Annotated in this window: 20 protein-coding genes and 1 pseudogene; 9 read left to right on the top strand and 12 right to left on the bottom strand. The window is 70.7% G+C overall.

Annotation, left to right across the window (positions count from 1 at the left end; genetic code table 11):
- Positions 1-15 precede the first annotated feature (15 nt).
- The gene (locus tag SSP29_RS50000) at positions 16-1,023 is read left to right on the top strand and encodes an AfsR/SARP family transcriptional regulator (protein ID WP_089107680.1); all 1,008 of its coding nucleotides are present in this window, start codon (positions 16-18) and stop codon (positions 1,021-1,023) included.
- A 34-nt stretch (positions 1,024-1,057) separates the two neighbouring features.
- Here the strand turns inward: SSP29_RS50000 and SSP29_RS49995 are convergent, their stop codons facing one another.
- Complete coding sequence (locus tag SSP29_RS49995) at positions 1,058-2,170, bottom strand: ParB/RepB/Spo0J family partition protein (RefSeq protein ID WP_167450204.1); 1,113 nt, start codon at positions 2,168-2,170, stop codon at positions 1,058-1,060.
- A 450-nt stretch (positions 2,171-2,620) separates the two neighbouring features.
- Between SSP29_RS49995 and SSP29_RS49990 the strand changes: the two genes are divergently transcribed.
- Genes SSP29_RS49990 through SSP29_RS49980 form a run of 3 tightly spaced genes read left to right on the top strand, consistent with a single transcriptional unit; the run spans position 2,621 to position 7,925 of the window.
- Entirely contained in the window at positions 2,621-4,681 is a 2,061-nt protein-coding gene (locus tag SSP29_RS49990; RefSeq protein WP_089107678.1) for an FAD/NAD(P)-binding protein, read from the top strand.
- Positions 4,678-6,192, top strand: coding sequence for a nitrosuccinate lyase (locus SSP29_RS49985; RefSeq protein WP_089107677.1), 1,515 nt, complete (start codon positions 4,678-4,680; stop codon positions 6,190-6,192). Before SSP29_RS49990 ends, SSP29_RS49985 begins: the two co-directional genes overlap by 4 nt.
- A gap of 38 nt (positions 6,193-6,230) precedes the next feature.
- On the top strand, positions 6,231-7,925 hold the full coding sequence (locus SSP29_RS49980) for an MDR family MFS transporter (protein ID WP_089107676.1): 1,695 nt from the start codon (positions 6,231-6,233) through the stop codon (positions 7,923-7,925).
- A gap of 362 nt (positions 7,926-8,287) precedes the next feature.
- Here SSP29_RS49980 and SSP29_RS49975 read toward each other — a convergent pair.
- The 9 genes and pseudogenes from SSP29_RS49975 to SSP29_RS49940 form a co-directional block, all read right to left on the bottom strand.
- Positions 8,288-9,010, bottom strand: a pseudogene (locus SSP29_RS49975) (transposase family protein).
- Positions 9,011-9,094: 84 nt separating this feature from the next.
- Positions 9,095-9,499, bottom strand: a complete 405-nt coding sequence (locus SSP29_RS49970; protein ID WP_089107675.1) for a GNAT family N-acetyltransferase — start codon at positions 9,497-9,499, stop codon at positions 9,095-9,097.
- The gene (gene purB / locus SSP29_RS49965) at positions 9,483-10,769 is read right to left on the bottom strand and encodes an adenylosuccinate lyase (protein WP_089107674.1); all 1,287 of its coding nucleotides are present in this window, start codon (positions 10,767-10,769) and stop codon (positions 9,483-9,485) included. Before purB ends, SSP29_RS49970 begins: the two co-directional genes overlap by 17 nt.
- A gap of 56 nt (positions 10,770-10,825) precedes the next feature.
- The gene (locus SSP29_RS49960) at positions 10,826-12,343 is read right to left on the bottom strand and encodes a type I glutamate--ammonia ligase (protein WP_089107673.1); all 1,518 of its coding nucleotides are present in this window, start codon (positions 12,341-12,343) and stop codon (positions 10,826-10,828) included.
- A gap of 3 nt (positions 12,344-12,346) precedes the next feature.
- Positions 12,347-13,747 (bottom strand): amidase, encoded by a 1,401-nt coding sequence (locus SSP29_RS49955; RefSeq protein WP_245883595.1) that lies wholly within the window; start codon positions 13,745-13,747, stop codon positions 12,347-12,349.
- Positions 13,737-15,701 carry a hypothetical protein gene (locus tag SSP29_RS58150; RefSeq protein WP_245883594.1) on the bottom strand — a complete coding sequence of 655 codons (1,965 nt, stop codon included), beginning with the start codon at positions 15,699-15,701 and terminating at the stop codon, positions 13,737-13,739. The genes SSP29_RS49955 and SSP29_RS58150 overlap by 11 nt, the downstream gene beginning before the upstream one ends.
- The gene (locus SSP29_RS49945) at positions 15,701-16,039 is read right to left on the bottom strand and encodes a 4Fe-4S dicluster domain-containing protein (protein WP_150136504.1); all 339 of its coding nucleotides are present in this window, start codon (positions 16,037-16,039) and stop codon (positions 15,701-15,703) included. The genes SSP29_RS58150 and SSP29_RS49945 overlap by 1 nt, the downstream gene beginning before the upstream one ends.
- A 59-nt stretch (positions 16,040-16,098) precedes the next feature.
- Positions 16,099-16,230, bottom strand: coding sequence for a hypothetical protein (locus SSP29_RS61100; protein ID WP_275539800.1), 132 nt, complete (start codon positions 16,228-16,230; stop codon positions 16,099-16,101).
- Entirely contained in the window at positions 16,227-17,048 is an 822-nt protein-coding gene (locus tag SSP29_RS49940) for an AfsR/SARP family transcriptional regulator (protein WP_089107671.1), read from the bottom strand. The genes SSP29_RS61100 and SSP29_RS49940 overlap by 4 nt, the downstream gene beginning before the upstream one ends.
- 362 nt (positions 17,049-17,410) lie before the next feature.
- Here SSP29_RS49940 and rfbB point away from each other — a divergent pair, with 362 nt between their 5' ends.
- From rfbB to SSP29_RS49920, 4 genes are read left to right on the top strand one after another with little or no spacing between them, the layout of a single operon-like run.
- Positions 17,411-18,421, top strand: a complete 1,011-nt coding sequence (rfbB, locus tag SSP29_RS49935) for a dTDP-glucose 4,6-dehydratase (protein WP_089107670.1) — start codon at positions 17,411-17,413, stop codon at positions 18,419-18,421.
- A complete protein-coding gene (rfbH, locus tag SSP29_RS49930) occupies positions 18,418-19,722 on the top strand; it encodes a lipopolysaccharide biosynthesis protein RfbH (RefSeq protein WP_089107669.1) in 1,305 nt (434 codons plus the stop codon). Before rfbB ends, rfbH begins: the two co-directional genes overlap by 4 nt.
- A complete protein-coding gene (locus tag SSP29_RS49925; RefSeq protein ID WP_089107668.1) occupies positions 19,719-21,080 on the top strand; it encodes an NDP-hexose 2,3-dehydratase family protein in 1,362 nt (453 codons plus the stop codon). Before rfbH ends, SSP29_RS49925 begins: the two co-directional genes overlap by 4 nt.
- Positions 21,050-22,036, top strand: a complete 987-nt coding sequence (locus SSP29_RS49920; protein ID WP_150136503.1) for a Gfo/Idh/MocA family protein — start codon at positions 21,050-21,052, stop codon at positions 22,034-22,036. The genes SSP29_RS49925 and SSP29_RS49920 overlap by 31 nt, the downstream gene beginning before the upstream one ends.
- 85 nt (positions 22,037-22,121) lie before the next feature.
- Here SSP29_RS49920 and SSP29_RS49915 read toward each other — a convergent pair whose 3' ends face one another.
- Both SSP29_RS49915 and SSP29_RS49910 read right to left on the bottom strand, forming a co-directional pair.
- The gene (locus SSP29_RS49915; RefSeq protein WP_089107690.1) at positions 22,122-23,168 is read right to left on the bottom strand and encodes a phenylacetate--CoA ligase family protein; all 1,047 of its coding nucleotides are present in this window, start codon (positions 23,166-23,168) and stop codon (positions 22,122-22,124) included.
- A 38-nt stretch (positions 23,169-23,206) separates the two neighbouring features.
- Positions 23,207-24,163, bottom strand: coding sequence for an ACP S-malonyltransferase (locus SSP29_RS49910; protein ID WP_145969079.1), 957 nt, complete (start codon positions 24,161-24,163; stop codon positions 23,207-23,209).
- Between the two features lie 236 nt (positions 24,164-24,399).
- On the opposite strand from SSP29_RS49910, the gene SSP29_RS49905 reads away from it, so the two are divergent.
- On the top strand, positions 24,400-25,449 hold the full coding sequence (locus tag SSP29_RS49905; protein WP_245883593.1) for a methyltransferase: 1,050 nt from the start codon (positions 24,400-24,402) through the stop codon (positions 25,447-25,449).
- Positions 25,450-25,549 lie beyond the last annotated feature (100 nt).

Raw genomic sequence — 25,549 nt, 5'->3', positions numbered from 1 at the left:
CGGGGGAGGGGCGAGATGGAGTTTCGGATCCTTGGTTCTGTTCAGATTCACGATGATCGGTCCGGCGTGGGGATCATGCCTGCGGGGGCCAAGCAGCGTGCGTTGCTCGGTGCGCTGATCGTGAAGGCCGGTCAGGAGGTGTCCGCGGACCGGTTGGTCGACGAACTGTGGGGCGACCGGCTGCCAGCCAACGCGGCCAATGCCCTGCAGGCCCATGTGGCGCGGCTGCGCCGGCTGCTGCAGGCGGTGCCTGGTGACAGCTGTGCGCGCCACGGCTGGCTGGTGACCCGGCCGATGGGGTACGTGCTGCGGACCGACTGCGCGAGCACCGACGCGCAGCGTTTCCAGCGGCTGGTCACCGAGGGCAGGGAGTTGGCCGCTGTCGATCCGGGGCGTTCGGCGCAGGTATTGCGTTCGGCGCTGGCGCTGTGGCGGGGCCGGGCGCTGGAGGGCAGCGCGCGCGGCTCCATCTGCGCGGCGGAGGCGGCGATGCTGGAGGAGCATCGCATGGTGGCGCTGGAGATGCTCTACGACGCGTGCCTGCGCGCTGGCCAGTACCGGGAGATCACTGTCGAGCTGAAGGAGCTGACCGCGACACACCCGCTGCGGGAGCGGTTCTACGAGCTGCTGATGATCGCGTTGTACCGGTGCGGACGGCAGGCCGAAGCGCTCGGTACGTATGAGCGGGCGCGCCGTCGGCTGGCCAGCGACCTGGGGGTGGAGCCGGGGCCGGCGCTGCGCGGTTGCATGGAGACGGTCTCGCAGCACGAGGATCCCGGTGTCATCCGGAATGCGAGGCCAGGGGCGGCGTGCGTTCCCGTGGTGCGGCTGGCCGAGCCGCCGGAGTGGCCCGCACCGGGACGGGCGGCCGGGGCGCCGCCGGAACAGGGAGAGCGGTCCGACGGCGAGTTGAGCGTGCATCTGTTGCGCGGCGAGGTGGCCTTGCTGCGTCGCCGTATCGAGCGGCTCTCCCGGGAGCAGCAGGATCTGCTCAGCCGGATCGAACGGCTCACCGGCGCCTGACGGGCCCGGTGAGCTTGTGCTCCTGCTCCCGTCCCTACTCCTCGCACGCCCGCAGTTCGTCGGCGAAGACCCGCCACAGCTCGGAGTAGCCGCCGGCGAGGGCGGCCATCTGACCGGTGCAGTGCGGCGGCAGGCTGGCGATGATCTGGCGGCGGTCGCGGACCATCAGCGAGCATGCCTCCAGCATCCGCAGGACGGTGCGCCCTGCCTCGGTCAGCCGCAGCGACGGGTCCCGGCGCAGCGAGTCGAAGATGATGAACAGCTCGTTGGGCGACTTGGAGTCGGTGTTCTGCTGGGGCGCGGACCGTTCATGGGAGCCGCGCCGGGCAGCCAGGCGCTGGCGCGGGGTGACGGGGTCATCGCCGCGCAGCAGCCGGTTGCGTACGTCGGCGACGGTCACCGGGGAGATGCCCGCCTTGCGGGCCACGGTCCGCAGTGAGGCGGTGGGGTCGGCGCGGAGCAGCTCTCCGGCGAGTTCCCGGCCCCGTACGGTGTTCAGAGGCCGTGCCCGGCCGTCCAGGCCGATACGGCGTTCGCCCCGGACCGGGTCGCCCGAGCGTCGCCGGATCTCGGACACCTTCTTGGCGGACAGTCCGGCGATGACGGCGATGGCCCGGTCGGACCAGTACGGGTGCATCCTGACGATCCGTTCGACCGCCGCAGCCCGGTCAGCCTGTGACAGGGGGCGGCCGTGGACGATGTTCATCGCCACCGCCAGCAGTGCGGCGTCCTGCGCGGAGCCTTCGAAGAAGCGGACCGCGATGCGGTCGCGGCCGCGCAGCTGGGCGGCGCGCAGCCGATGCATGCCGTCGATGACGGTCATGGTGGGCCGGTGCACCACGATCGGCGGCAGCTCGGTGTCCAGCTCGGAGAGAGTAAGGGCCCACTTCCCGTCGACGCCTGCCGTCCGCGGGGTGTCGGTGACCGTTATGCCGGCCAGAGGCACCAGTTCCACCGCTCCCTCACGCAGCATCGTGTCGCGCAGCGCGAGCAGGCTGTCGTAGCTGGTGTCCGAGCCGGTGTCCGGCCCCTCGCCAGGCAGGGCGTCGATGCCCTTGTGCGAACGGGGGTCGGGACCGGCGTCCGGGCCGATGTCAAAGCCGGCCTGGTGGGGCACGGGCACGGGCACGACCTGATTGGCTGTCACCGCGACTCCTCGTTGGCAGGCGTGATGGGGGCGACCCGTCCCTGGGCCGGAGATGTCGTCTGGAACTTTCCAATACGGGCTGACGCGGTGCTGACGGGCCCCTGACACCTGTATGTGCGCCGCCCGCCGTGGCCGGACCGCGCTGACATGTGCGCCTCCCCCGTGCCGGTCGTCCACACCGGTTCGAGCAGGGCTCCAACGAGGCTCACGGCGCATATTCAACTCTGGTGAGCGAGGCTGATCACCGCCCTGCAGGCCCCAAGCGAGATCCGAGCTGCTGTTGAGCGTCGCGGCTGATCCTCGCGGAGGAAGGAGACGCATGGGACGTCAGGCATGCGCGGGACACCCGTGGCACGGCCGCAGCCCCCGTGCCGCCGTCTTGGCAGGTGGCGCTCTGTTCGGCTCGCAAGCGCCAGGAAACCATCATGATCTGCTGAGCGGAGTGTCCTTGTGAGCAGCGGACGTATGGAAGTGTGCCTCGTCGGCGCCGGGCCCCGTGGGCTGTCCGTACTGGAACGGCTCTGTGCGCAGGAACGCAAGTCCCCCCGCTACAGCCACCTGACCGTTCATGTCGTCGATCCGTATCCGCCCGGCTCGGGCCGGGTGTGGCGGCCCTCGCAGTCCCGGCGCCTGCTGATGAACACCGTCGCCTCCCAGGTGACGGTGTTCACCGACGCCAGTGTCACCATCGAGGGGCCGCTGGAGGAGGGGCCGAGTCTGTTCCAGTGGGCCAAGGCGCTCAGCTCGGACGGCGATTCCTCCGTGGCGTCCGCCGTCTGCGCCGGGTCGGTGCGGCTGAGCGCTGAGGAACTGGCGGAGGCCCGGGCCCTGGGACCGGACACGTATCCCACCCGTGGCCTGTACGGGCACTACCTGCTCTGGGCGTTCCGGCATGTCACCGCGAACGCCGCCGCGCATGTGGCGGTGCGCGTGCACCGGGCGCGGGCGGTGCGGCTGGAGGACGCCGATCCGGCCTGCAGCAGCGTGGGGGCGCAGACGGTGGTGCTGGAGGACGGCACCAAGCTGACCGGACTGTCGGCGGTGGTGCTCGCCCAGGGCCACGTGCCGACGGCGCTGACCGCTGCCGAGCGGGAGCTGCACGACTTCGCCTCCCGCAACGGCCTGACGTACATCGCCCCGGCCAACCCGGCCGATGTGGACCTGTCGTGCATCGGCGCGGGCCAGAGTGTGCTCGTGCGGGGGCTCGGCCTGAACTTCTTCGACTATCTGGCGTTGTTCACCCACGGCCGCGGCGGTGTCTTCGAGCGCGTCGGCGGCCGTCTGGTCTACCGCCCCTCGGGCCACGAGCCCACGCTGTACGCCGGTTCGCGGCGTGGGGTGCCGTACCAGGCGCGCGGGGAGAACGAGAAGGGCCCTCACGGGCGTTACCGGCCCCGGCTGCTGACTGCCGAATACGTCGCCGCGCTGTCGGGCAGCAAGTCCCCCCGTTCCCCGGTGCGTTTCGGTGTCGACCTGTGGCCGCTGATCGCCAGGGAGGTGCAGTGCGTCTATTACGAGGCGCTGATCACCCGCCGGCACGGCCGGTCACGCGCTGCCGAGTTCACTGGCCGCTACCTGTGCGCCGAGTCCGGCGCAGCCGAGGAGAGGCTGCTGCGGGAGGCCGGTGTCGAGGTGCACGAACGCTGGAGCTGGGAGCGGGTGGCCCGCCCCTACGGCCCGGATGCCCTGCGTGACCTGGCGTCCTTCCGCGCGTGGCTGCGTGCCTACCTGGACCGGGACGTGGCGCTGGCCCGGGAGGGCAACGTCACAGGGCCGTTGAAGGCGGCCCTCGACGTGCTGCGGGATCTGCGCAACGAGGTGCGGCTCGCTGTCGACCACGGGAGCCTGGACGGCGCCTCGTACCGCGACGAGCTGGACCAGTGGTACACGCCGCTCAACGCCTACCTGTCGATCGGCCCGCCGGCCTCCCGCATCGAGGAGATGGCCGCGCTGATGGACGCCGGTCTGCTGAGAGTGACCGGTCCGGGGATGCGAGTGCATGCGGTCGAGGACGGCGCGGACGGCCCCTGCTTCCTCGGTACCTCCAGCGAGATCCCAGATGTGCGGGTGCGGGCCACGGCGTTGATCGAGGGTCGGCTTCCGGAAACCGACCTGCGCCGCACAGCCGATCCGCTGCTGCGCCATCTGCTGGCCACAGGACAGTGCCGGCCGTACAGCATCCCCTCAGCGGACGGGCAGGACTACGAGACCGGCGGGCTGGCGGTCACCACCCGCCCCTATCACCTGCTGGACGCCCGCGGGGTGCCCCATCCGCGGCGCTTCGCCTACGGGATACCCACCGAGTCGGTGCACTGGGTGACCGCTGCCGGCATACGCCCGGGGGTCGGCTCGGTGACGCTGGAGGACTCCGACGCCATCGCGGCGGCTGTCCTGGACCTGCCCCGGCCGCCGGGCGTGGAAGAGCCCCCGGCCGGCCGCGCCGGGCGGGCCTCGCTCGATGCGCAGGACGGAATGGGGCGCGACGGCATGAGAAGGGAACCGGCGACATGAGCGACTCCGACGGGCCGGGCCGGGAGGCACTGCCCGTCTACCTGGATGCGGGGCTGCTGTCCCCGGTGCGGGCGGGCACGCCGGTGGAGGCCGCTGTCGGCGACGGAGCCTGGCTGCAAGCGATGTTGGACGCGGAGGCCGCGCTGGTGCGGGCCCAGGCGCGGTGCGGCACCGCGCCCGCCGAGGCGGCGGCCGTGATCACGGCCGCCGCCCGCGCCGAGAACCTGGACGTGCGCCGGCTGGCGATGGCCGCCCGCGAGACGGCCAACCCTGTGGTGGGCCTGGTCAAGGCGCTGTCGGCGGTGGTGGCTGAGCAGTCGGTGACCGCCGCGGAGTATGTGCATCGCGGCTCCACCAGCCAGGACGTCTTCGACACCGGCGCGATGCTGGTGGCCTCGCGGGCGCTGCGGTTGATCGGCGCGGATCTGCGCGCCGTGACCGGGTCCCTGACCGAGCTGGCCAGGGCGCACCGGGAGACGGTGATGGCTGGCCGCACCCTGGGGCTGCACGCGGTGCCGACCACCTTCGGCCTGAAAGCGGCCGGCTGGCGGCAGCTGGTGCTGGAGGCCTCCGAACGTCTGCAACGTGTCGCCGACGAAGGACTTCCGGTGTCGCTGGGCGGCGCGGCCGGCACGCTGGCGGGCTATCTGCAGTACGCGGGTGAGGACGCCGACGGCCACAGCATGGTGGAGCTGGCTGCCGTCTACGCCGAGGAGACGGGGCTGGCGGTCCCGGCACTGCCCTGGCACGCACTGCGCACTCCGGTCGCCGACCTGGCGGCGGCGCTGGCACACACCGCCGGTGCGCTGGGCAAGATCGCCGCGGATGTGCTGGTACTGACCCGCACCGAGGTCGGTGAGGTGACCGAGCCGACCGCTGCCAGCCGGGGCGTCTCCTCAGCGATGCCGCACAAGCGCAACCCAGTGCTCGCCACGCTCATCCGCTCAGCCGCGGTGCAAGTGCCGGCGCTGGCCTCGGTGCTGATGCAGTGCCTGGCCACCGAGGACGAGCGGTCGGCGGGGCTGTGGCATGCCGAGTGGCAGCCGCTGCGGGAATGTCTGCGGCTGACCGGCGGTGCGGCGCACGCCGCGGTCGAGCTGGTCCGGGGTCTGTCGGTGCACCCGGAGCGGATGCGCGTGAACACCGCAGCCACCGGCGGCCAGCTCGTCTCCGAGCGGGCCTCGGCGGTGCTGGCGCCGCTGCTGGGCAAGGCGGCGGCCAGGCAGGTGCTGAGCGACGCGTCGGCGCTGGCGGCCGTGGCCGGCCGGCCGCTTGCCGAGGTGCTGGCGGAACTGCCCCAGGTGCGAGAGGTGTTCACCCGTGAGGAACTGGCCAGGCTGCTCGACCCCGCCGCGTACACCGGTGCGGCCACCGCACTGGTGGACCGGGCGCTGGCCGACGTCGGCGGCGGCGACGGGCCGTACGGCAGCCGCCGGCCGAGCGGTGTTCGAGGCGTACCGGAAGCGGCGCGACACCGAGCCGGCACGGCTTCTGCGGCCACGACCACCTGAGGACCGGTACCGGCTCGTGCAGCAGGGAGCGCAGACCCATGAGTGAGGCAGTGGCCGCCCTCGGCGGAGACCCCCGGACCACAGCACCGAAATCCGCCGGCCTCGGCCACCGGAAGATCCTGACGATCCTCAGCGGCCTGATGCTGGGCATGTTCCTGGCCGCGCTCGACCAGACGATCGTCTCCACCTCGATCCGCACCATCGCGGACGATCTGCACGGACTCAGCCGCCAAGCATGGGCGACGACCGCGTACCTGATCACAGCGACGATCGCGACACCGCTGTACGGCAAACTGTCCGATCTGCACGGACGCAAGCCGTACTTCCTGACCGCGATCACGGTCTTCGTCGTCGGTTCGGCGCTGTGTGCCTTCTCCACCTCGATGACAGAGCTGGCCGTCTTCCGTGCGGTGCAGGGCGTCGGCGCCGGTGGTCTGATGTCGCTGGCCCTGGCGATCATCGGCGACCTGGTGCCGCCCCGCGAACGGGCCCGCTACCAGGGGTACATGCTCGCCACCTTCGCCATGTCCAGCGTCGCCGGTCCGCTCACCGGCGGATTCCTCGCCGGGCAGGAGCGCATACTCGGTGTCACCGGCTGGCGCTGGGTGTTCCTGGTCAACGTGCCGATCGGGATCGTGGCGTTGTTCGTCGTCGCCAAGGTCCTCGACATCCCGCACACCCGCCGCGACCGCCGTATCGACTGGTGGGGCGCGCTCGCCCTTACCGCTGGCGTGGTGCCGCTGCTGCTGGTCGCTGAGCAAGGTCGCGCATGGGGCTGGAGCTCGGCGCGTTCGCTGGTCTGCTACAGCGTCGGCGCGGCCGGCGTCGCCGCGTGGATCGTCGTGGAGCGCAAGGCGGGTGACGACGCGCTTCTCCCGATGCGTCTGTTCCGCAACGGCACGTTCAGCAAGACCAGCCTGCTGTCCGTGCTGATCGGTGCCGGCATGTTCGGCGGGATGCTGATGATCCCGCAGTACCTGCAGATCGTGAAGGGCGCGAGTCCGACCCGCTCGGGTCTTCAGATGCTGCCGCTGATGCTCGGCGTGATCATCGGCTCTGTCGTCAGCGGCCGGATCACCGCGAAGACCGGACGGTACAAGATCTTCCCGACGATCGGCACCGCCGTCATGGTCGTAGCGCTGCTGCTGTTCGCCTACCGGGTGCAGTGGGACACTCCGTTGCGGCAGGCCATGGCGTTCATGGTGCTGTTCGGGCTCGGCCTCGGCTGCTGCATGCAGACGCTGGTGCTCGCGGTGCAGAACGCCGTGCCGCCCCGGGACATGGGGGTGGCGTCCGCCTCGGCCACGTTCTTCCGGCAGATGGGCGGCACCACCGGTACCGCGGTCTTCCTGTCGGTGCTGTTCAGCGACGTCGGCGACAAGATCGCCTCGGCGCTCGGGTCGGCGGCACGGACGCCGTCCTTCCAGGCTGCGCTGCACGACCCGGCCGTGCTGCGGAACCCGTCCGACAAGCCGGTGCTCGACATGGTGCAGAACCCTGGCTCGGGCGTCGGCGGGCCGAACGTGCTCAGCGACTCCTCATTCATCCAGCGCTTGGACCCGCGCCTGGCCGAGCCGTTCCAGCAGGGCTTCGCTGACTCGATGCACGTGGTCTTCCTGATCACGGCCGGTGTGTTCGCGGTCGCGTTCCTGCTGGTCCTGTGGACCAGGGAGGTTCCACTGCGCAAAGTGTCGGGCATCGAGGCCCGCGCCGCCGAGGAGGGGCAGGGGTGAGGGCACCGCGGTGGGCAGGCAGCCGGGTCGTGGGCTCGGCTGGCGGGCGGCCGTCCCTTGAGCATGGTGTGTCTGCGGTGGTGACTGCGGGTGTGCAGCCGGTCGGGGAAGGCGTCGCGTGGCTGCGGCCAGGGCATCGCGCCACAGACGGGACGTGCAGCAGGAGCCGTTGTCGGTCAGGGCGCGCTCGACGGTGATGCCGCCGGAGGCAGGCTTCCTGACGTCGCCTGTCCGGTCGCCGGTGCAGATGCGTCGATCCGCGCCGAGCCAGAGGTGTCTCACCCATTTCAAGATCACATGTCAGTGATCGCTGTCGCCGACGTCCCGGGACAGCACATCTGGACGAGAGGTTCCGATGTGGCTCAGTGGTCGTAGGCGATCAGTGACCTGGTGACGGGTGCGCCGGTGGAGTCGGCCCTTGAGAGGGTCGTTGACCGACTCGATCAGCTGTCGCACCGTTTTGAGCAGGGCTTCTGCCGGCTGTGGGGGACGCCTCGGTTGTGGTGGGAGGGCCGCAGCAGGCTTACGCTGCGGGCGGCGAGGAAGCGGTTGAGTCCGACGGCGATGCAGCCCTTGTCCGCCAGGATCGGCAGTCCGGGCCGGGCAGTGGCGGGCCCGGGCTCGAAGTCCAGCAGAGCGGCCGGTTTCAGACTCCGGCAGAAGCGGGAGTGGGAGCGGCAGTAGCCGTAGCCTACCCGTCCGGCCGAGTCGGAGCGGCGTACGGCTTCCCGGGAGCGGGCGCACTCGACAGGCGGTGAGTCCACGATCCACGCATCGTCCAGCCACCGGTCGGGGTCCGCCGCCGGCGACCGGACGGCCCGCTTGACCAGCGGCAGCGCCACTCGCAGGCGCCTGTTGTAAGCGGGCCGTCGGGGCAGGTAGGGGAACATGCCGTGCAGGTGGGCGTGGGCGATGCGCAGCCAGCGGGCCTCGCCGTGAAAGCCCAGCACGGCCTGGGCTACTGCCAGGATCACCGGTTCGGCATCGGTCAGTCGGGGTGGACGCCCACGCCGTCGCGGAGTCTTCAAACGGTCATCGACATGCACATGCAGTGCCGTCAAGGGAGTGTCCAAATCGGTCGTCACAACCCGATGTCGGACACCCTTCCTACGTGTGAGAACCCGCAATCGGAACTGCTCGTCCAGGCGCACGACAGGTTCACGGATGCGTCAAGGGTTGAGGACCCACGCAGAGTTGTGGGCGGTGAAGCCGATGTGGGGGTAGTACTCCGCGGCTGCAGGCGCGGACAGCAGGACGATCTTGGCGGTGGGTGCCTCCTTGCGGGTGGCGTCGATGAGGGCGCGGCCGATGCCGGAGTGCTGGTGCGTGCAGGCGACGGCGATGTCGGACAGGTAGGTCACATAGGAGAAGTCCGAGACGCTGCGGGCGATGCCGATCAGCGTGCCGTCGTCGTCGCGTGCGACCAGAACGAGGTTGGCGTTGCGGACCATCTCGCCCATGCGCTGCCGGTCGTCGACGGGGCGCCGCTCCCCCAGGCCGGAGTCCCGGTAGACGGCGAGCACCTGGTCCAGATCCAGGTCCTCGCCGCGGGCACGTTCAATCGTCCAGGGCACGGAGTTTCTCCAATCGGCTGCGGATCACGTCGTGGTGGGTCAGGAAGCGCTGTGGAGTCAGGTCGTGCGTGGTGACGCCGATGCCGGCGAGTGCGTCGGCGAAGTGCTCGCCGGTGGCGATCGTACGGTTGGCGGCCGCCTGCACGCTGCGGTAGGCCTGTTCCCGTTCGACGCCCCGGGCGAGGAGCTCGGCGAGGACCGAGGAGCTGTAGACGAGGCCGTCGGTCTGGTCGATGTGGGCGCGCATACGGTCGGCATCGACCTGCAGGCCCGCGATGAGGTCGGCGGCTGCCTCGGCCTGGAAGTGGCCGACCGACAGCGCGTCGGGCAGGATGACCCGCTCGACGGACTGGTGGGCCAGGTCGCGTTCGTGCCAGAGGGCGACGTCCTCCAGGGCAGCGGTGGCATAGCCGCGCAGCAGCCGGGCCAGGCCGCACAGACGTTCGCTGGTCGTGGGGTTGCGTTTGTGGGGCATGGCACTGGACCCCTGGTAGGCGCTGCTGCGCGGTTCCTCAACCTCGCGGACCTCGGTGCGCTGCAGCAGCCGCAGTTCCAGGGCGATCTGCTCGACGCAGGCACCGAGGGTGGCGACGGCCTGCAGGAGCTGGGCGTGCCGGTCGCGGGCGACCACCTGGCTGGGGGCCGGTTCGATGCCCAGCCCGAGCGACTCGCAGACGTGGGCCTCCACTGACGGGTCGATGAGGGCGTAGGTGCCCACCGATCCGGAGATGGTGCCGACGGCGACGGCGTCGCGGGCAGCGGCCAGGCGGGTCAGGGACCGGTCGACGGCGAAGGCGTGGCCCGCGAGTTTGTGGCCGAAGGTGGTGGGTTCGGCGTGGACCCCGTGGGTGCGGCCGACCACAACGGTGTCCCAGTGCCCCAGGGCGCGCTCGACCAGGACGCGGCGCAGCCGGCGCGCGGCGCCCTGCAGCAGGTCGGCGGCCCGGCCCAGGGTGTAGCCGAGCGCGGTGTCGACCAGGTCGTAACTGGTCATGCCGAGGTGGACCCACACGGCGGAGGACTCGGGGATGTCCTCGCAGTAGGAGGCCAGGAACGACAGGACTTCGTGGTCGCGTTCCTTTTCGAGCTCCGCGACCCGGGCGGGCAGCGGCACCTTGGCGCGGCGCATGTCCTCGACAGCTTCCCCGGGGACGATACCGAGCCGCATCTGCGCCTCGGAGGCGAGGATCTCCACCCGGACCCAGGTGGCGTAGCGGTTCTGGTCGGAGAACAACTCGGCCATGTCAGGCAGCGTGTAGCGAGAAATCATGACACTGCTTTCGTCCGTGGATCGGTCGGGGGATCGCGGCGGGCAGTGCCGCGGGGTCAGTACGCGCCGAAGTACTCGCGCTGCTCCCACTGAGTGGTCTGGCCCGGCACGGGCGGGTTGTGCGTGCACCAGGCCTCGTAGCGGCGCAGCTCGCTCTCCTTGAGCTTGACCAGGCAGGCCGCGAGGGGCGTGCCGAGCAGGTCGGCGGCGCGACCGGCCCGGAAGGCGTCCAGGGCCTCCCGCAGCGACTGCGGCACCAGATCGCTGCCGGCCGCCAGGGCTCCCTCGCGGGGGACGACGGCACCGGCGGCCAGGCCGTCGAGGCCGGCGAAGAGCTGAGCGGCGATGTTCAGGTAGGGGTTGGCGCAGGGTTCGCCCACCCGGTTCTCGATGTGGGCGCCGGCGCCGGTGCCGACCACCCGCAGCATCGCGCTGCGGTCCTCCACACGCCAGCCGATGCGGGTGGGGGCCAGAGTGTGCTCGGCGGCCAGGCGGCGGTAGCCATTGACGGTGGGCACCGACAGCACGAACAGCTCCCGTGCCCTTTCCAGCAGGCCGTCGGCATACGCCTTGCCGTCGGGAGACATACCGCCGGAGGGGCCTTCGGCCGCGAACAGGTTCTGGCCGGTGGCGGTGTCGATGACCGACTGGTTCAGGTGCCAGCCACTGGGGTCCGCGCTGTCGATGGCGGGCCGGGACATGAAGGAGGCGTGGTGGCCGCGCCGGGCGCAGAACTGTTTGGTGATGGTGCGGAACAACAGCATCGCGTCCGCGGCGTCCATGGCCGACATGGGGCTGAACGTCGTTTCGACCTGGCCGGGGCCCGACTCGTGCTCCATGGAGCGCAGCGGCAGTCCGAGCTGGAGCAGATGCAGGGCCAGCGGGTCGGTGAGGGGGGCGACGGTGTCGTAGTGCGCGTCGAGGTTGAACTGGTAGCCGGTGTTGACGGCGGCGACGCGGGGTGCCTCGCCCTGCAGGCCGAAGCCGTTGCCGGCGTTGCCGGGTTCGTCGTCCAGGCGGCGGGTGAGGTACCACTCGACCTCCAGGCCCACCGCGGGGCTCAGGCCGCGTGTGCCGTACCGGGCCAGGACGCGGCGCAGTACGTCGCGGGAGGACAGCGGGTGGGGGGTGCCGCCGCGCAGGTACTCGTCCGCGATGACCCAGGCGGTGCGTGCGGTGTGGCCGGGCTGGTCAGGCAGGACCTGGAAGGTGAGGGGGTCGGGGACGGCGATGAAGTTGCCGGCGCCGGTGATCTCGTCGACGCCCACGCCGGGGTCGGCGCCGAGGAAGTCCACGGCGACCGCGTGGCCGGTGTCGAAGAGGAACGGGCCGGGGCTGAAGTTCATGCCGTTGCGCAGCACCGAGCGGAAAGCGTCGGCGGTGAGGGTCTTGGAGCGGGCCAGGCCGTGGGGGTCGCCGAAGACCAGGCGTACCAGGTCCACTCCGGCCAGGTCGGCCTCGATGCGTTCGGCGGCGGCGAGCTGGGCCTCGTCCCACAATCCGTGGTCGGCGACGAAGGAGGGCCGCCCGACACTGCCCTGCGCGGACAGGGAGGTCCAGGACCGGGTGTACATGGTTCAGGGCGTCCTTTCGCCTGGGGAGGGGGAGGCCACGGGCGGCCGGGGCAGCCAGCCCAGCTCGCTCTCCAGTCGCCCGGCGGCGGCCAGGACGAGCGCGTCGGCGCCGACCGGACCGACGAGCTGCACGGCGGCCGGCAGGCCGGAGCGGGTCAGTCCGGCGGGCACGGTCACGACGGGCTGGCCAGTCATGTTGAACGGATACGCGGCTGGTGCCCAGGACAGCCACTGCAGGTCGCGCGGATCGGCGGCCCGGTCGGGCGCGATGGCGTCGGCACGGAAGGGTTCGACGGGCACGGTGGCCATGGCCAGCAGGTCATAGCGGTCCATGACGCCACGCAGCCGGACCCGCAGGGCTTGGCGCACTTCCTCGGCGCGGATGACGGTGACGCCGCTCAGGGTGCGCCCGTAACGGACGATCTCGAGACGGCCCGGGTCGCACCACTGCTCGGCCCACGGCGGGGTGTCGGCAGCCTCCGCCGCAGCCAGGATGTCGACCAGCGCCGGGTAGGGATCGTCGTACGGCACAGAGATGGGTTCGACCTGATGCCCGAGGGCGATCAGAGCCTGGCGGGCACGGTCGGTGACCTCGGTGATCTGCGCGCCGGTGCCGTCGTGGTGGATCCAGCCCACACGCAGCACGCGGCCGTCCCGGGCCCGGTCCAGTGAGCCCAGCGCCGAGTCCGGGTCGGCGAGGTGGGGCCCGGCGGCGACCCGGGCAAGCAGGGCGGCGTCGGCGACGGTCCGTGTGAGGGGCCCTTGGTGGGCGAGCCGGTCCACGCTGTTGGGCGCGTACGGCAGCCGCCCGTAGCTGGGCTTGTAGCCGACGACGCCGCAGAAGGCGGCTGGTATGCGGATGGAGCCGGCCCCGTCGGTGCCCAGGGACGCCTGGCACAGCCCGGTGGCAACGGCCGCGGCCCCGCCGCCGGTGGAGCCGCCTGCCGTCAACGCGGGGTCGTAGGGGTTGCGGGTGGGCGCCGAGACGCGACTGACGGTGGAAGCGCTCCAGCCGTACTCGGAGGTGGTGGTCTTGCCGACGACCACAGCGCCGGCCGCGCGCAGCCGGGCCACTACCGGCACGTCGAGGGAGACGCGATCGTTGCGCAGCATCGAACCGCGCCGGGTGGGCAGGTCCTCGGTCTGCAGCAGGTCCTTCACCGACACGGTGACACCCAGCAGCGGCATGTCCCGCCACGCGTCGGCGCCCATTTCCCGGATGCGGGCGTCGGCCTTCTCCGCGGCGGCCAGCGCCTCGTCGCCGGCGACGGCGACGAACGCGCCCAGCGTGTCCCGCTCACGGATCGCGGTCAGGGTGGCCTCGATGTGCTGGGTCACCGTCAGGTCGCCGGCGAGCAGGCACCGCCGGGCCGCGGCGATGCCGGCGCCGGAATCAGGACGCACGGTGCGCCCGCCCCGGCTGTCCCGTGCGGGGGCCGGCCGTGCCGGTCCGGCCGGCGGTGCTGGGTTCGGTCCCGGTGACCTGCTGCCAGTGCCAGGCCGAGTCGAACGCGGTGACCTCGAAGTCCTCGCCCGCCACGGCCAGTTCCGCGGCGGCACCGGTGGCGGCGGCGACGAACCCGGACACGCGGTGGGCCACCAGCAGGTCCTGCTCGGTGAACGGCGGGCCCTCGCAGCGCAGCAGCCGCAGGTCGATGAACCCGTTGAAACGCCGCCCGTCGACGGTGACCGCCTGCGGGGACCGGACGCAGAAGCGGACCTTGTTGTTGACATGCCCGTGATGGTGCTGGTCGGAGAAGAAGGCGATGTCGGGGATGGTGGGCGGGACGAAGTGGTCACGCTCGACGACCGGGCCGACACGGGGCAGGTTCCCGGGGACGAAGTGCCAGGAGTTGTACTGCATCCGCGAGGACATCGCCCAGGCGACGTCGGCGACCGCGGCAACGGAGTCACCGAAGTGGCGGGCGGCGTCCGGCAGCGGTACGACGCAGCAGAAGTAGCGGGTGATGTCCCACGCGCAGATCTCCGCCCACCGCTCCTCGCGCAGGGCCGCGATCAGCGCCGGCAGGGAGCGCATGCCGCGGCTCATGGCGAAGTCGGCGCGGAGCGCGTGCGCGGTGGCGGTGACCGTGTGGTGCACCAGCGCCTCCAGGCCGGTGCCGTAGGTGCCGTACGGCTTGGCCAGCCAGGCCTGGCGAGCAGCGGCCTCCTCACCGAACTCGGCAAGGGTGGCACCGGTCAGCGGCAGCCGGGCGCGCAGCTCCCGGCAGATCGCCGCCTCCACGTCCCGAGCGGACTCGGCGACCGGCCCTGCGACACGCTCGATCTTGTGCATCAGCGCGCCGTGGATCTCGCGGTAGAGCTGGGCGCCCGTGCCGGCCTCGGCCCGCCTCTCGCGCAGGGCCGCGGCCAGCGCGGCGAGATCGGCCACGCGGTGCGAGGCGGCCGGCGCGATGCCGGGACCGGGCAAAGCCGTGTTGTAGCCGCAGCGTACGCGTTCGAGCATGAACGCGACGTGGTCGACGGTGAGCTGGGTGCCGTTGGCCTCTTCCACGCGGCCGAAGCCGGCCGAGGCGATCAGCAGGGTCAGGCACACCACGAGCTGCGCGTCGTTGTCGGACCACAGCTCCAGCGGCACCCCGTGCAGGCTGCTGAGGGTGCAGTCGGGGTGGCCGGGCCACAGGGTCTTGCCGGTGAGCGTGTTCTGGTCACGGAAGTTGGTGTACTGGTTGTGCCCCTGGTACAGCACGAACGGCGCGGTGCGCAGGGCCGCTTCCTTGGCCTGCTCCAGCAACTCCTCTCGGCCCTCGGCACCCTGGGCGGCCAGCCACTGCCGGCAGTCGGCGACGGACCCGGCCAGGCGTGCGGCGGCGCTGTTCACCTCCTGCTCATAGGCGTGCAGCGCCTGTCGCGACCAGGGCACACGCAGGACCCCGCCGACCAGCCCGTCGCGCTTGAGGGGCGCTTGGGAGGGCGCGCGCAGCACGATACGGCCGCCCCGGGTCAGGGCGAGTTCGCCGAGGAAGGCAGGCTTCCCGTCGTCGCTGTCGGCCAACTCGCCAGCGCCAGAGTCGGACTGGTCCTGGCCACGCCAGGACCGGCCGAACAGAACCCTGAGGGCGGCCTCGTCGCTGCTGCTCAGGGCCCGCAGCTGCACGTCGGCCGGCACATGTCCGTCGAGGGTCAGCAGAACCTGCACCGCAGTGCGCAGGTCGCCGGCCTGCTCGGCGCGGTGCCAGGCCCGCCCGAGCAGGCCGGGGAAGCCAGCGTCGGCCGGCCGCACACGATCGGGGGCGGCGGCGCCGGCGGGGGTGCCGAGCCTGCTTGGGCGGCGGCTGATCCGCTTACGAGCGTTGGCAGCGCGGCGGGACTCGCCGCGCTCGACAGGGGCGGACATCAGGCACCCTCGGTGGTGAGTTCGATGTGGTTCCACACGGATTCGTCGGTCGGCGTCCAGTTCTCATCGACGTAAATGCAGTCGACGGGGCATTCCAGGACGCACGCCGGGCAGCCTGAGCACAGCTCGGGGATGATCACGACATCCAGGCCGATGTCGAAGATGGCACCGAATTCCGAAGGGCAGCTGCGCAGGCATGTGTCGCAGGTGATGCACTCGGACGTCTCGATACGGCGTGGCGGCTTCTTCCAGCCCTCGCTGCGGGTCCGCTCGGTGATCCGCTGGGCCCGCCCGGACGGCACCGGCGGTGAGGCGGTGTCTTTCACGACGTTTTCCACTGGAGCTGACCCCTTTTGAGCCTTCTCGGCCACAGTCGGCAACCGGATGCGTCCGATTGTCAGGGGAGAGTCTCGACATGAGCCGCAGCGTCGGTGGAGAAGCGGTGGAACCGCCCCGTCTCCAGGTCGGCCGGCAGCAGGTCGGTACGGCGGAGCAGCGGGTGCGGCGCCGGAGGCCGGGCCGCGCTCACGCGGCGTACAGGTCGAAGGTCGAGGTCCGGCGCGGTCCGGCGATGACGTCCAGCCGGGGATCCACGGCGAGCATCGCCTGGTGCAGGCGCTGCAGCTGGGGGGAGGGCTCGACGCCGAGCTCAGTGATCAGCCGTTGCCGCAGCCCGCGGTAGACGTCGAGCGCGGAGGCCTGCCGACCGGACCGGTAGAAGGCCACCATGGCCTGCGAGTGCAGCCCTTCGTTGCGCGGGTGACGGGCGATCAAATCCGTAAGCTCGGCGATCAGCTCGACGTGCCGGCCCAGCCGCAGTTCGGCGTCGATCCGGCGCTCCTGGGCGACCAGGCGGCTCTCCTCCAGCCGCATCACCTCGATCTGCAGGATCGGCCCCACGCGTACGTCGACCAGCGCGGACCCCTCCCACAGGTCGAGCGCCTTGCGCAGGCACTGGGCCGCGCGCTGGTCCTCGCCCTGGTCGAAGGCGTGCCGTCCCTCGGCGACCAGACGTTCATAGGTGTAGACGTCGACGTCCTCGGGGGGGATATGCAGCGAGTAGCCGTCGTAGCGGGTGGCAAGCACCTTCTTGACAGAGCTGGCGTCTTCCGGGCCCAGGGCATCGGCGATCAGGCGGCGCAGCTGCAGGATGTACGTCTGCAGCGTCGTCAGCGAACTCTGCGGCAGTTTGGTCCCCCAGATCTCCTCCATGAGGGTCGGCACCGGAACCACCCGGCCCGGATACAGTGCCAGTGAGGCGAGGATCTGGCGTGGCTTTCTAGCGGTCGGGACAATGGACTTCCCGTTTATTTCGGCGCCCAGCGCGCCCAGGATTCTTACCTTCATATTTCCCTCCGGTCCTTCTCAGCCGAGGCCCGAATATCCAGCAATGAATCTTCTGTTGATTACCGGACGCTGTCCATCGCTGACGGTGCCACGGTTTCGCCGGCCGGGGTGTTCAACCGCGGATGCAATGCGGTTGAACTTCGTGCACGAGAGCCTGCTCCCTATACCGTGTTGCCGGCGGCCGGGTGGTGAATCGGCGGCGGTGGGCCACTTCTGAGGTGACGCGAGCGACAGCTCGTGGTCCACCGCGTCCTGGTGACAGCTGACGCGTCCGCACTCGATCGAGGAGAGAAAGTGAAAGCTTTGCTGCTGCCAGGCGGGCCGGATACGCGCCTGCACACCCGGACCGGGATCGCTGCCTGATGAGGCTCCTGGTGACGGGCGGTGCCGGATTCATCGGCTCGCACTACGTACGCACGCTGCTCGCCGGCGGCTACCCCGGTTACGAGCAGGCCCAGGTGACCGTCCTGGACGTCCTGAGCTACGCCGGCCGCCGGGAGAACCTGCCCGCCGGCCATCCCCGGATGGATTTCGTGCAGGGCGACATCTGCGACCTCCCCCTGCTGCTGGACCTGCTGCCGGGCCACGACGCGGTGGTGCACTTCGCCGCCGAGTCGCACGTGGATCGCTCGGTCCGCTCCGCCGCGGAGTTCGTCCGGACCAATGTGAGCGGCACCCAGACCCTGCTGGAGGCATGCCTGCGCCGCGGCACGCCCCGGTTCGTCCACGTCTCGACGGACGAGGTGTACGGCTCGACCGACGAGGGCTCGTGGACCGAGGACGCCCAACTGATGCCCAACTCGCCCTACGCGGCGTCCAAGGCCAGCTCCGACCTGATCGCCCGCGCGTACTGGCGCACCCACGGACTGGATGTGTCGGTCACCCGCTGCTCCAACAACTTCGGCCCCTACCAGTTCCCCGAGAAACTGATCCCGCTGTTCGTGACGAACCTGCTGGAGGGCAGGCCGGTGCCGCTCTACGGCGACGGGCACAACGTACGCGAATGGCTGCACGTGGATGACCACTGCCGGGCCGTGCAGACGGTCCTCACCGGCGGTGGCGCCGGCGAGGTGTACAACATCGGCGGCGGCACCGGGCACACCAACCTGGAACTGACGGAGCGACTGCTGGCGCTGTGCGGCGCAGACCGGTCCGTGATCCGGTACGTCCCCGACCGCAAGGGCCACGACCGGCGCTACTCACTCGACGACAGCAAGATCCGCGAGCAGCTCGGATACCGCCCGCGGGTCCCCTTCGACCAGGGACTGGCCGGAACCGTCGCCTGGTACCGGAACAACCCCGGGTGGTGGAAGACGGTGGACAGCCACCGAGGCGCCGCCGACCCGATCGATGCGACCGGAGGTCTCACATGAGCGACCGCAAGGCCCTGGTTCTCGACGAGGTCCGCAAGTACCACGCGGACCAGCAGAGCGACACCGGCTTCATCCCCGGGGTCACCGAGATCTGGCCGTCCGGCGCAGTGCTCGACGCCGACGACCGGGCCGCCCTCGTGGAGGCCGCGCTCGACCTGCGGATCGCGGCGGGCCAGCGGTCCCGGAAGTTCGAGTCCCGGTTCGCGAAGTTGCTCGGCCGGCGCAAGGCGCATCTGACCAACTCAGGTTCCTCCGCCAACCTGCTGGCGCTGACCGCGCTGACGTCACCCGTGCGCGGTGACCGCGCACTGCGGCCGGGCGACGAGGTGATCACGGTTGCGGCGGGTTTCCCGACCACGGTCAACCCGATCGTGCAGAACGGCCTGGTCCCGGTCTTCGTGGACGTCGAGCTCCCGATCTACAACACCACCGCCGAGCGGGTCACGGCAGCGATCGGCCCGAAGACCCGAGCGATCATGATCGCGCACGCGCTGGGCAACCCCTTCGAGGTCGGGGAGATAGCCGACCTGGCCAAGGAGCACGGCCTGGCCTTCGTCGAGGACAACTGCGACGCGGTGGGATCCACCTACGACGGACGGCTCACAGGCACCTTCGGCGACCTGGCCACCGTGAGCTTCTACCCCGCCCATCACCTGACGATGGGTGAGGGTGGCATCGTCCTGACCTCGGACCTGAAGCTGGCCCGCGCGGTGGAGTCGCTGCGGGACTGGGGCCGCGACTGCTGGTGCGAGCCGGGTGAGAACAACACCTGCCTGAAGCGGTTCGACCAGCAGATGGGCAATCTGCCGCACGGCTACGACCACAAGTACACGTTCTCCCATATCGGCTACAACCTGAAGGGCACCGACCTCCATGCCGGGCTGGGCCTGTCCCAGCTGGACAAGCTCGACGGCTTCGTGGCCGCCCGTCGGCACAACTGGCGGCGGCTGCGGGAGGGCCTGGACGGAGTGCCGTACCTGTGGCTGCCCGAGCCGACCCCGCGCAGCGAACCGAGCTGGTTCGGCTTCGTCATCACGGTCGACCCGAAGGCACCGTTCGGCCGGGCGGCGCTGGTGGACTTCCTGGAGAACCGCAAGATCGGCACGCGGCAGCTCTTCGCGGGCAACCTGACCCGGCAGCCGGCCTGGGTCGGCCGTCCGTACCGGGTGGTCGGCGATCTCAGCAACAGCGACTTGATCACCGAACAGACGTTCTGGGTCGGGGTCTATCCCGGCCTGACCGACGAGATGATCGACTACGTAATCGCCTCCATCAAGGAGTTCACGAGGAGCTACCGATGACGGTGACTGTGCATTCCCGCGAGGACGCCGCCCTGGCCGAGCGGCTGGCCAGGTCCGCCGCGCAGCGGACCGCCGGTGCGGGGCCGCGCACGGCAGAGATACCGGGCTGGCTGGCCGAGCGCCGCGCCGCGCACCACTTCGCGGTCACCCGGATACCGTTCGACGACCTGGAAGGCTGGTCCTTCGAGCCGCACACCGGCAACCTCGGCCACCGCAGCGGGCGGTTCTTCACCGTCGAGGGACTGCGCGCCGAAGTCGGCGAGGATCCGGCCGTACGGTGGACGCAGCCCATCATCAGGCAGCCTGAAGTGGGCATCCTCGGCATCCTGGCCAAGGAGCTCGACGGGGTGCTGCACTTCCTGATGCAGGCCAAGATGGAGCCGGGCAACCCCAACCTGCTGCAGCTCTCCCCCACCGTGCAGGCCACCCGCTCGAACTACACCAAGGTCCACCGCGGCGCGGCCGTGAAGTACCTCGAACACTTCACCCAGCCCGGCCGCGGCCGGGTGCTGGCCGACGTGCTGCAGTCCGAGCACGGCTCCTGGTTCTTCCACAAGTCCAACCGGAACATGCTCGTCGAGACGGACGAAGAGTTACCCGAGGACCCGGACTTCGTCTGGCTGACCCTTGGCCAGATCGGCGAACTGCTGCACACGGACAACCTGGTCAACATGGACGCCCGTACGGTGCTGGCCTGCGCGCCGGTGGCCCTCCGCGAGAAGGGAGCGCTGCTGCCGGACACCCTGCTGCGGTCCTGGTTCACCGGTGAACGGGCGCGGCACCAGACGCGGATGACGTGTGGTCCGCTGAACGAGGTGAGGGACTGGGAGCGCGACCAGTGGTCGATCCAGCGCCCGGACGGCCGCTACTTCAAGGTCGTCTCGGTCGGCGTCGAGGCCGGCAACCGCGAGGTGGGCAGCTGGACCCAGCCGCTGTTCGAACCGACCGGACTGGCGCTTGCCGCCTTCGTCGCCAGGCGGTTCGACGGGGTGCCGCACGTGCTGGCACACGCCAGGGTCGAGGGCGGGTTCCTCGACACCGTGGAACTCGGGCCGACCGTGCAGTGCACACCGGACAACTACACCGACGGGCCGCCTTTCGCGGACCTGGTGGCACAGGCCAAGCCGGAACAGGTGCGGTACGAGGCGGTGCACTCCGAGGAGGGCGGCCGGTTCCTGAACGCGGAGTCGCGGTATCTGATCGTGGAACCGGACCTGCCCCTGGATGAGGAACTGCCGCCAGGGTACTGCTGGGTGACGCCGGGGCAGCTGGCGTCACTCGCCAGGCACGGGCACTACGTCAATGTGCAGGCGCGTACGCTCCTGGCGTGCATGACGACCGGGGCCGTAGCCTGGTGACCGAGGCCCCGCTGCGGGTCGGGGTGCTGGGCTGCGCCGACATCGCCCGGCGGCGGATGCTGCCGGCCTTCGCCGCCTGCCCGGCCACCCGGCTCGTCGCCGTCGCCAGCCGGGATGCGCGCACGGCGCAGGAGACGGCCCGGCCGTACGGGTGCCGCGCGATCACGGGGTACGAGGCACTGCTCGCCGAGCCCACGGTCGACGCGGTGTACATACCGGTGCCGGCCGCACTGCACGCACGGTGGACGCGGGCGGCGCTGGAAGCGGGCAAGCACGTGCTGGCCGAGAAACCGCTGACGCTGGAGCCGACGACGACGGCGGAGCTGTTCGCGCTCGCCGCGCGCCGGCGGCTGGCCCTGATGGAGAACGTCATGTTCGTGCAGCACCCACAGCACGAAGCGGTCCGCAAGCTGATCGCCGACCGTGCCCTCGGTGAACTGCGGACTCTGCACGCTCAGTTCACCGTTCCCCGGCGTCCGCCCGGTGACATCCGCTACCGGGCGGACCTCGGCGGCGGCGCCCTGTGGGACACCGGCGTCTACCCGCTGAGGGCGGCCCTCCACCTGCTCGGGCCCGACCTCACCCTGCTCGCCTCCCACCTGTCCGATCCCGGCGGGCTCGGTGTGCCCACGGCCGGCACCGCCCTGTTCCTGCACGCCGCCACGTCCACCACGGTCACCCTCGCCTTCGGCCTGGACCACGCCTACCGCTCGGAGTACACCCTCACCGGCAGTCAGGCCACGCTGGACCTCTCGCACGCCTTCACACCACAGGCCACGCACGTGCCCCGGCTCCTGCCGGGCTCCCCGCCCCTGCCGCCCGCCGACCAGGTCGCCCTCAGCGTCGCGGCGTTCGCCGCCGCAGCGGCGCAGGGCAGGGTCGTCGCCGAGGGGGCCACCGTCCGCCAGGCGGAACTGCTGGCGCAGATCGCGGCCGGATACCCGGCCGCGAGGTGACGCGTTCCGCTCGGGACGGCCGCGCCTTGCGGTGCGGTCGTCCCGGCCGGGTCACCCGGGGGCCGGCCCGCCGTCCCCCGGGCTCTCAGTAGATCCCCTCCACGTTGCCGACAGCTGTCTGCAGCGGGCGTACGTTGGCGACTCCGTCGACGGGGAACCGGTCGCCCGTGTCGTAGCGCACGGCCTCGTCCCGCTCCAGGATGTTGGGCAGGAAGAGGTCCTGGTGCAGGACGGTTAGCCGCACCCTGCCGACGGCGCCGTACGGGACGATGGTGCGCTGATCGGTCTTGTCCACCACCGCATGGGTGACCTGCGGGAAGTTCGGGACGTAGGGCATCAGGTCGTCCGGCTGCTCCACCGGCAGGCCCGCGGCGTTGCCGAACGTGTTGCCGTAGCTGCGGCCGACGAGTCCGTCGCCGAGCGCCTTCCTGATCTCCCGGTAGGCGGCCGGGGTCAGGTGAGTACCGCTGAGCCGTACCCCCGCCAGTTGCGCGACGAGTTCCGGCTCCCGCCGGACCAGGGCGAGCATCAGGGCCGGAGTGGTGTTGATGTAGTCCACGGGCCGGGTGGACAGCACGATGGTGATCTGGTCGAGCAGGTGATCGGTGTACTCGCGGGCCTGCTCCAGGCGGCCGCCGGCGATGAGCCGCTTGACCCAGCGCGGGTCCATGTCGATGGCGTACACCCGCGCGGCATACAGCTCCCCGGTCTCCCACACCCCGTTGCCGATCAGATGGGGCCCGGTCGGGGTGGCCTGGAGCCAGGTTCGGTGCGGCTCGAAGCCCTCGGTCGTGAACGACCAGCGGCGCCACACCCCGCGGTGGACGAGCATGTCCCGGGTGTAGAAGACCCGGCAGGGCGCGCCGCTGGTGCCGCCGGTGTCCCAGATCCGGCCGTTCAGCGGGCGCTTCACCGCCCTCGGGACGAAGTCGGCCGGGTCGCAGTGGCGCAGCACGTCGAGGTCGAACGGCCCGAGGTCGGCCAGCTGCTCGTACCAGGTGATGTCCCGCGGGTCGAAAGGCAGTTCGGCGGCGCGCCTGAGCCAGTAGGGGCTGCCGGACTCGGGGTCGAAGTGCCGACGCACGACGCTCCGGGTCCAGTCGTCCAGATCGGTGTTCAGCCACCCGTCCATGAGGCGCTCGCAGTCACGCGCGCTCAGTCCTTCCGTGGTCACGCCACCAGGCTCCTTTCCGGGTACCGGACGTCGAGTTCGTAGAGGGTGGAGAACACCTTCTGCAGGTCCTCCGGCTGGTCCACATGGACCACCGGGAACGGAAGTGTCAGCAGTCCGGGGGGAATGGACGCGCTGACGATGATCGCGAGTTCGACACCGGCGTCGACCATGCCGTCGTGGATGTACGGCAGGTGCACCGACTCGACGGGATTGCGATCGAACATGTCCCGTATCTCGTCGGCGGTGGTCAACCGCTTCTTGTCCAGGCCCGAGTACAGGGGGAGCGAGGGGTTCTTGAATTCCAGCTCCGCCAGATACGGTGCGAGAAAGGCGCGATAGGGCTCACGCAGCGGTGTGTGGATCGCCAGTTCCCCCGGTACCGCCGTGACGACGCCGCCGGGGTGGGCCTCGGCCAGCCGATCCAGGGCATCGGCCTCTCCGCCCACCACGACGAACGTCCCGGATCCGTCGGCTGCGGCGCCCACGAACACGGCCGGGTGAACCCGGGGGTGGCCGGCCAGATAGGAGCCGATCCGTTCGCCGTCCGGCACGGTGACCACGGCCATGCCCTGCCGGGGTGCGGATTCCGGCCAGCCCGGGAAGTCGACCCCGGCCGCCATCAGCCGGAACACCTGCTTCCTGGGCACGGCTCCGGCCAGCGCGGCACCGGCCATGCCGCCGAGGCTGAGTCCGCCGATCACGGACGGGTGCACGTGCTGCTCGGCGAGGATGTCGTGCACCGCCATGGACAGCGCCGCCTGTCGGACGGCGGCGAGGCTCTGCTGCACCTCGGCCTCCCGCGGCAGCTCGTCGCCGAGCAGCATGGAGACCGGCAGGGCGCACCAGTCGGCGATCTGCTCGTAGAGGTCGCGCATCACGGGAAATGCCTGGTACAGCTCCATTCCCTGCGGCTCACGGGTGACACCGCCACCCAATAGAAATCCCAACCCCATAGGGCCTCCTCGACCTTAAATTCTGCCGAAGCCTATTCAAGGTCAAGCAACACTGCTGACGCAATGTCATTCAGAAGCGATGGCGTACAGATTCGAGTACGCCTCCAGGGAGCATGTAGGTCTTTTAATTACCCTGCTTTGCCGGGTCCCTTCACGCGAGAGGGACGGAAAATCCGAGAGGTCGCACCGGAGGTATTTACATGCCCGTATTTCCGCCCCCGCCAGTGGTCCGAGCCGTGGAGAAATCCCGGGCGGACCTGCAGCGCGCGTCCCAGGACCTGGCGCCTGCTCCGTTCGCGCTGCTGGAGATCGTGATGGGTTCCATGGTCACCCAGTCGGTGTACGTCGCCGCCCGGCTCGGGATCGCCGAGGCGCTGGCCGATGGGCCGCTGTCGCCGGCTCAGGTCGCCAAGCAGGTCGAGGCGGACGAGGACGCGGTGGCCCGGCTGCTGCGCCTGCTCGCCAGTCATCAGATCTTCGCGCGGCGGCCGGACGGCATGTACGAGCTCACCCCGATAGCCGACGCGCTGCGCGCGGACCACCCGATGTCGATGCGTGACCTCGCCCTGCTGATGGGGCACCCGATCCACTGGGAGGACTGGGCGCACCTCCTGGAGGCCGTGGTCACCGGTGAGCCGAGCCTGCCGAAACTGCGGGGCATGGGGGCCTTCGAGTACCTGGAGCACAACGCCGAGTACGGCGAGGTGTTCATGAAGGGAATGGGCGCCCTCTCGGAAACCGAGACCGGGCCGGTGCTGGCGGCCTACGACTTCTCCGGCTTCGGCACCGTGGTGGACTTCTGCGGCGGCCGCGGCGGGCTGATCGCGGGAATTCTGCAGCAGGCGCCGCATGTCAGCGGAGTTCTGTCCGACCCGCGGGTCGAGGGGAACGGGGCGGCGGAATTCCTGGCCGCGGAGGGCGTCGACGGGCGGTGCCGCACGGTCGCCGGAGGGATGTTCGATTCGGTGGTGCCCGGCGGGGACGCCTATGTGCTCAAGCACATCCTGCACGACTGGCCCGAGGAGCAGGCGCTGCAGATCCTGCGCAACGTGCGGGCTGCCATGAAGCCGGGCGGCAAACTGCTGCTGATCGAGATGGTTCCGCCGGAGGAGGGCAACGAACCGCACTCCGGCAAGCTGGTCGACTTGTGGCTGCTGCTGCTGGTGGGCGGCAAGGAGCGCACCGCCTCCCAGTACGCCGACCTGGTCGCCCGGGCCGGCTTCACGATGGAGCGCGTGGTGGAGACCGCCGCCGCGGTGTCCATCGTGGAGGCCACTGCGGTCTGACCCGGCAGGCGCGGGCATACGGTTCAGCGGCCCCGGAGTGTTCGCCCGCTCCGGGGCCGCTGCGTGTTGTGTGCGGGCGTCGGCGAACCGCGCCGAGGGG

Source organism: Streptomyces hyaluromycini (assembly GCF_002217755.1).
GTDB classification, from domain to species: Bacteria; Actinomycetota; Actinomycetes; order Streptomycetales; family Streptomycetaceae; genus Streptomyces; species Streptomyces hyaluromycini.
The sequence above is the reverse complement of the archived record's forward strand: the minus strand, read 5'-3'. Positions and strand labels throughout refer to the sequence as shown.

Bases quoted from the DNA above. Each gene is read 5' to 3' on its own strand.
- SSP29_RS50000 (WP_089107680.1), top strand. From the start codon at position 16: ATGGAGTTTCGGATCCTTGGTTCTGTTCAGATTCACGATGATCGGTCC.
- SSP29_RS49985 (WP_089107677.1), top strand. From the start codon at position 4,678: ATGAGCGACTCCGACGGGCCGGGCCGGGAGGCACTGCCCGTCTACCTG.
- SSP29_RS49980 (WP_089107676.1), top strand. From the start codon at position 6,231: ATGAGTGAGGCAGTGGCCGCCCTCGGCGGAGACCCCCGGACCACAGCA.
- purB (WP_089107674.1), bottom strand. From the start codon at position 10,769: ATGATTTCTCGCTACACGCTGCCTGACATGGCCGAGTTGTTCTCCGAC.
- SSP29_RS49960 (WP_089107673.1), bottom strand. From the start codon at position 12,343: ATGTACACCCGGTCCTGGACCTCCCTGTCCGCGCAGGGCAGTGTCGGG.
- SSP29_RS58150 (WP_245883594.1), bottom strand. From the start codon at position 15,701: ATGTCCGCCCCTGTCGAGCGCGGCGAGTCCCGCCGCGCTGCCAACGCT.
- SSP29_RS49940 (WP_089107671.1), bottom strand. From the start codon at position 17,048: ATGAAGGTAAGAATCCTGGGCGCGCTGGGCGCCGAAATAAACGGGAAG.
- rfbB (WP_089107670.1), top strand. From the start codon at position 17,411: ATGAGGCTCCTGGTGACGGGCGGTGCCGGATTCATCGGCTCGCACTAC.
- rfbH (WP_089107669.1), top strand. From the start codon at position 18,418: ATGAGCGACCGCAAGGCCCTGGTTCTCGACGAGGTCCGCAAGTACCAC.
- SSP29_RS49925 (WP_089107668.1), top strand. From the start codon at position 19,719: ATGACGGTGACTGTGCATTCCCGCGAGGACGCCGCCCTGGCCGAGCGG.
- SSP29_RS49915 (WP_089107690.1), bottom strand. From the start codon at position 23,168: ATGGACGGGTGGCTGAACACCGATCTGGACGACTGGACCCGGAGCGTC.
- SSP29_RS49910 (WP_145969079.1), bottom strand. From the start codon at position 24,163: ATGGGGTTGGGATTTCTATTGGGTGGCGGTGTCACCCGTGAGCCGCAG.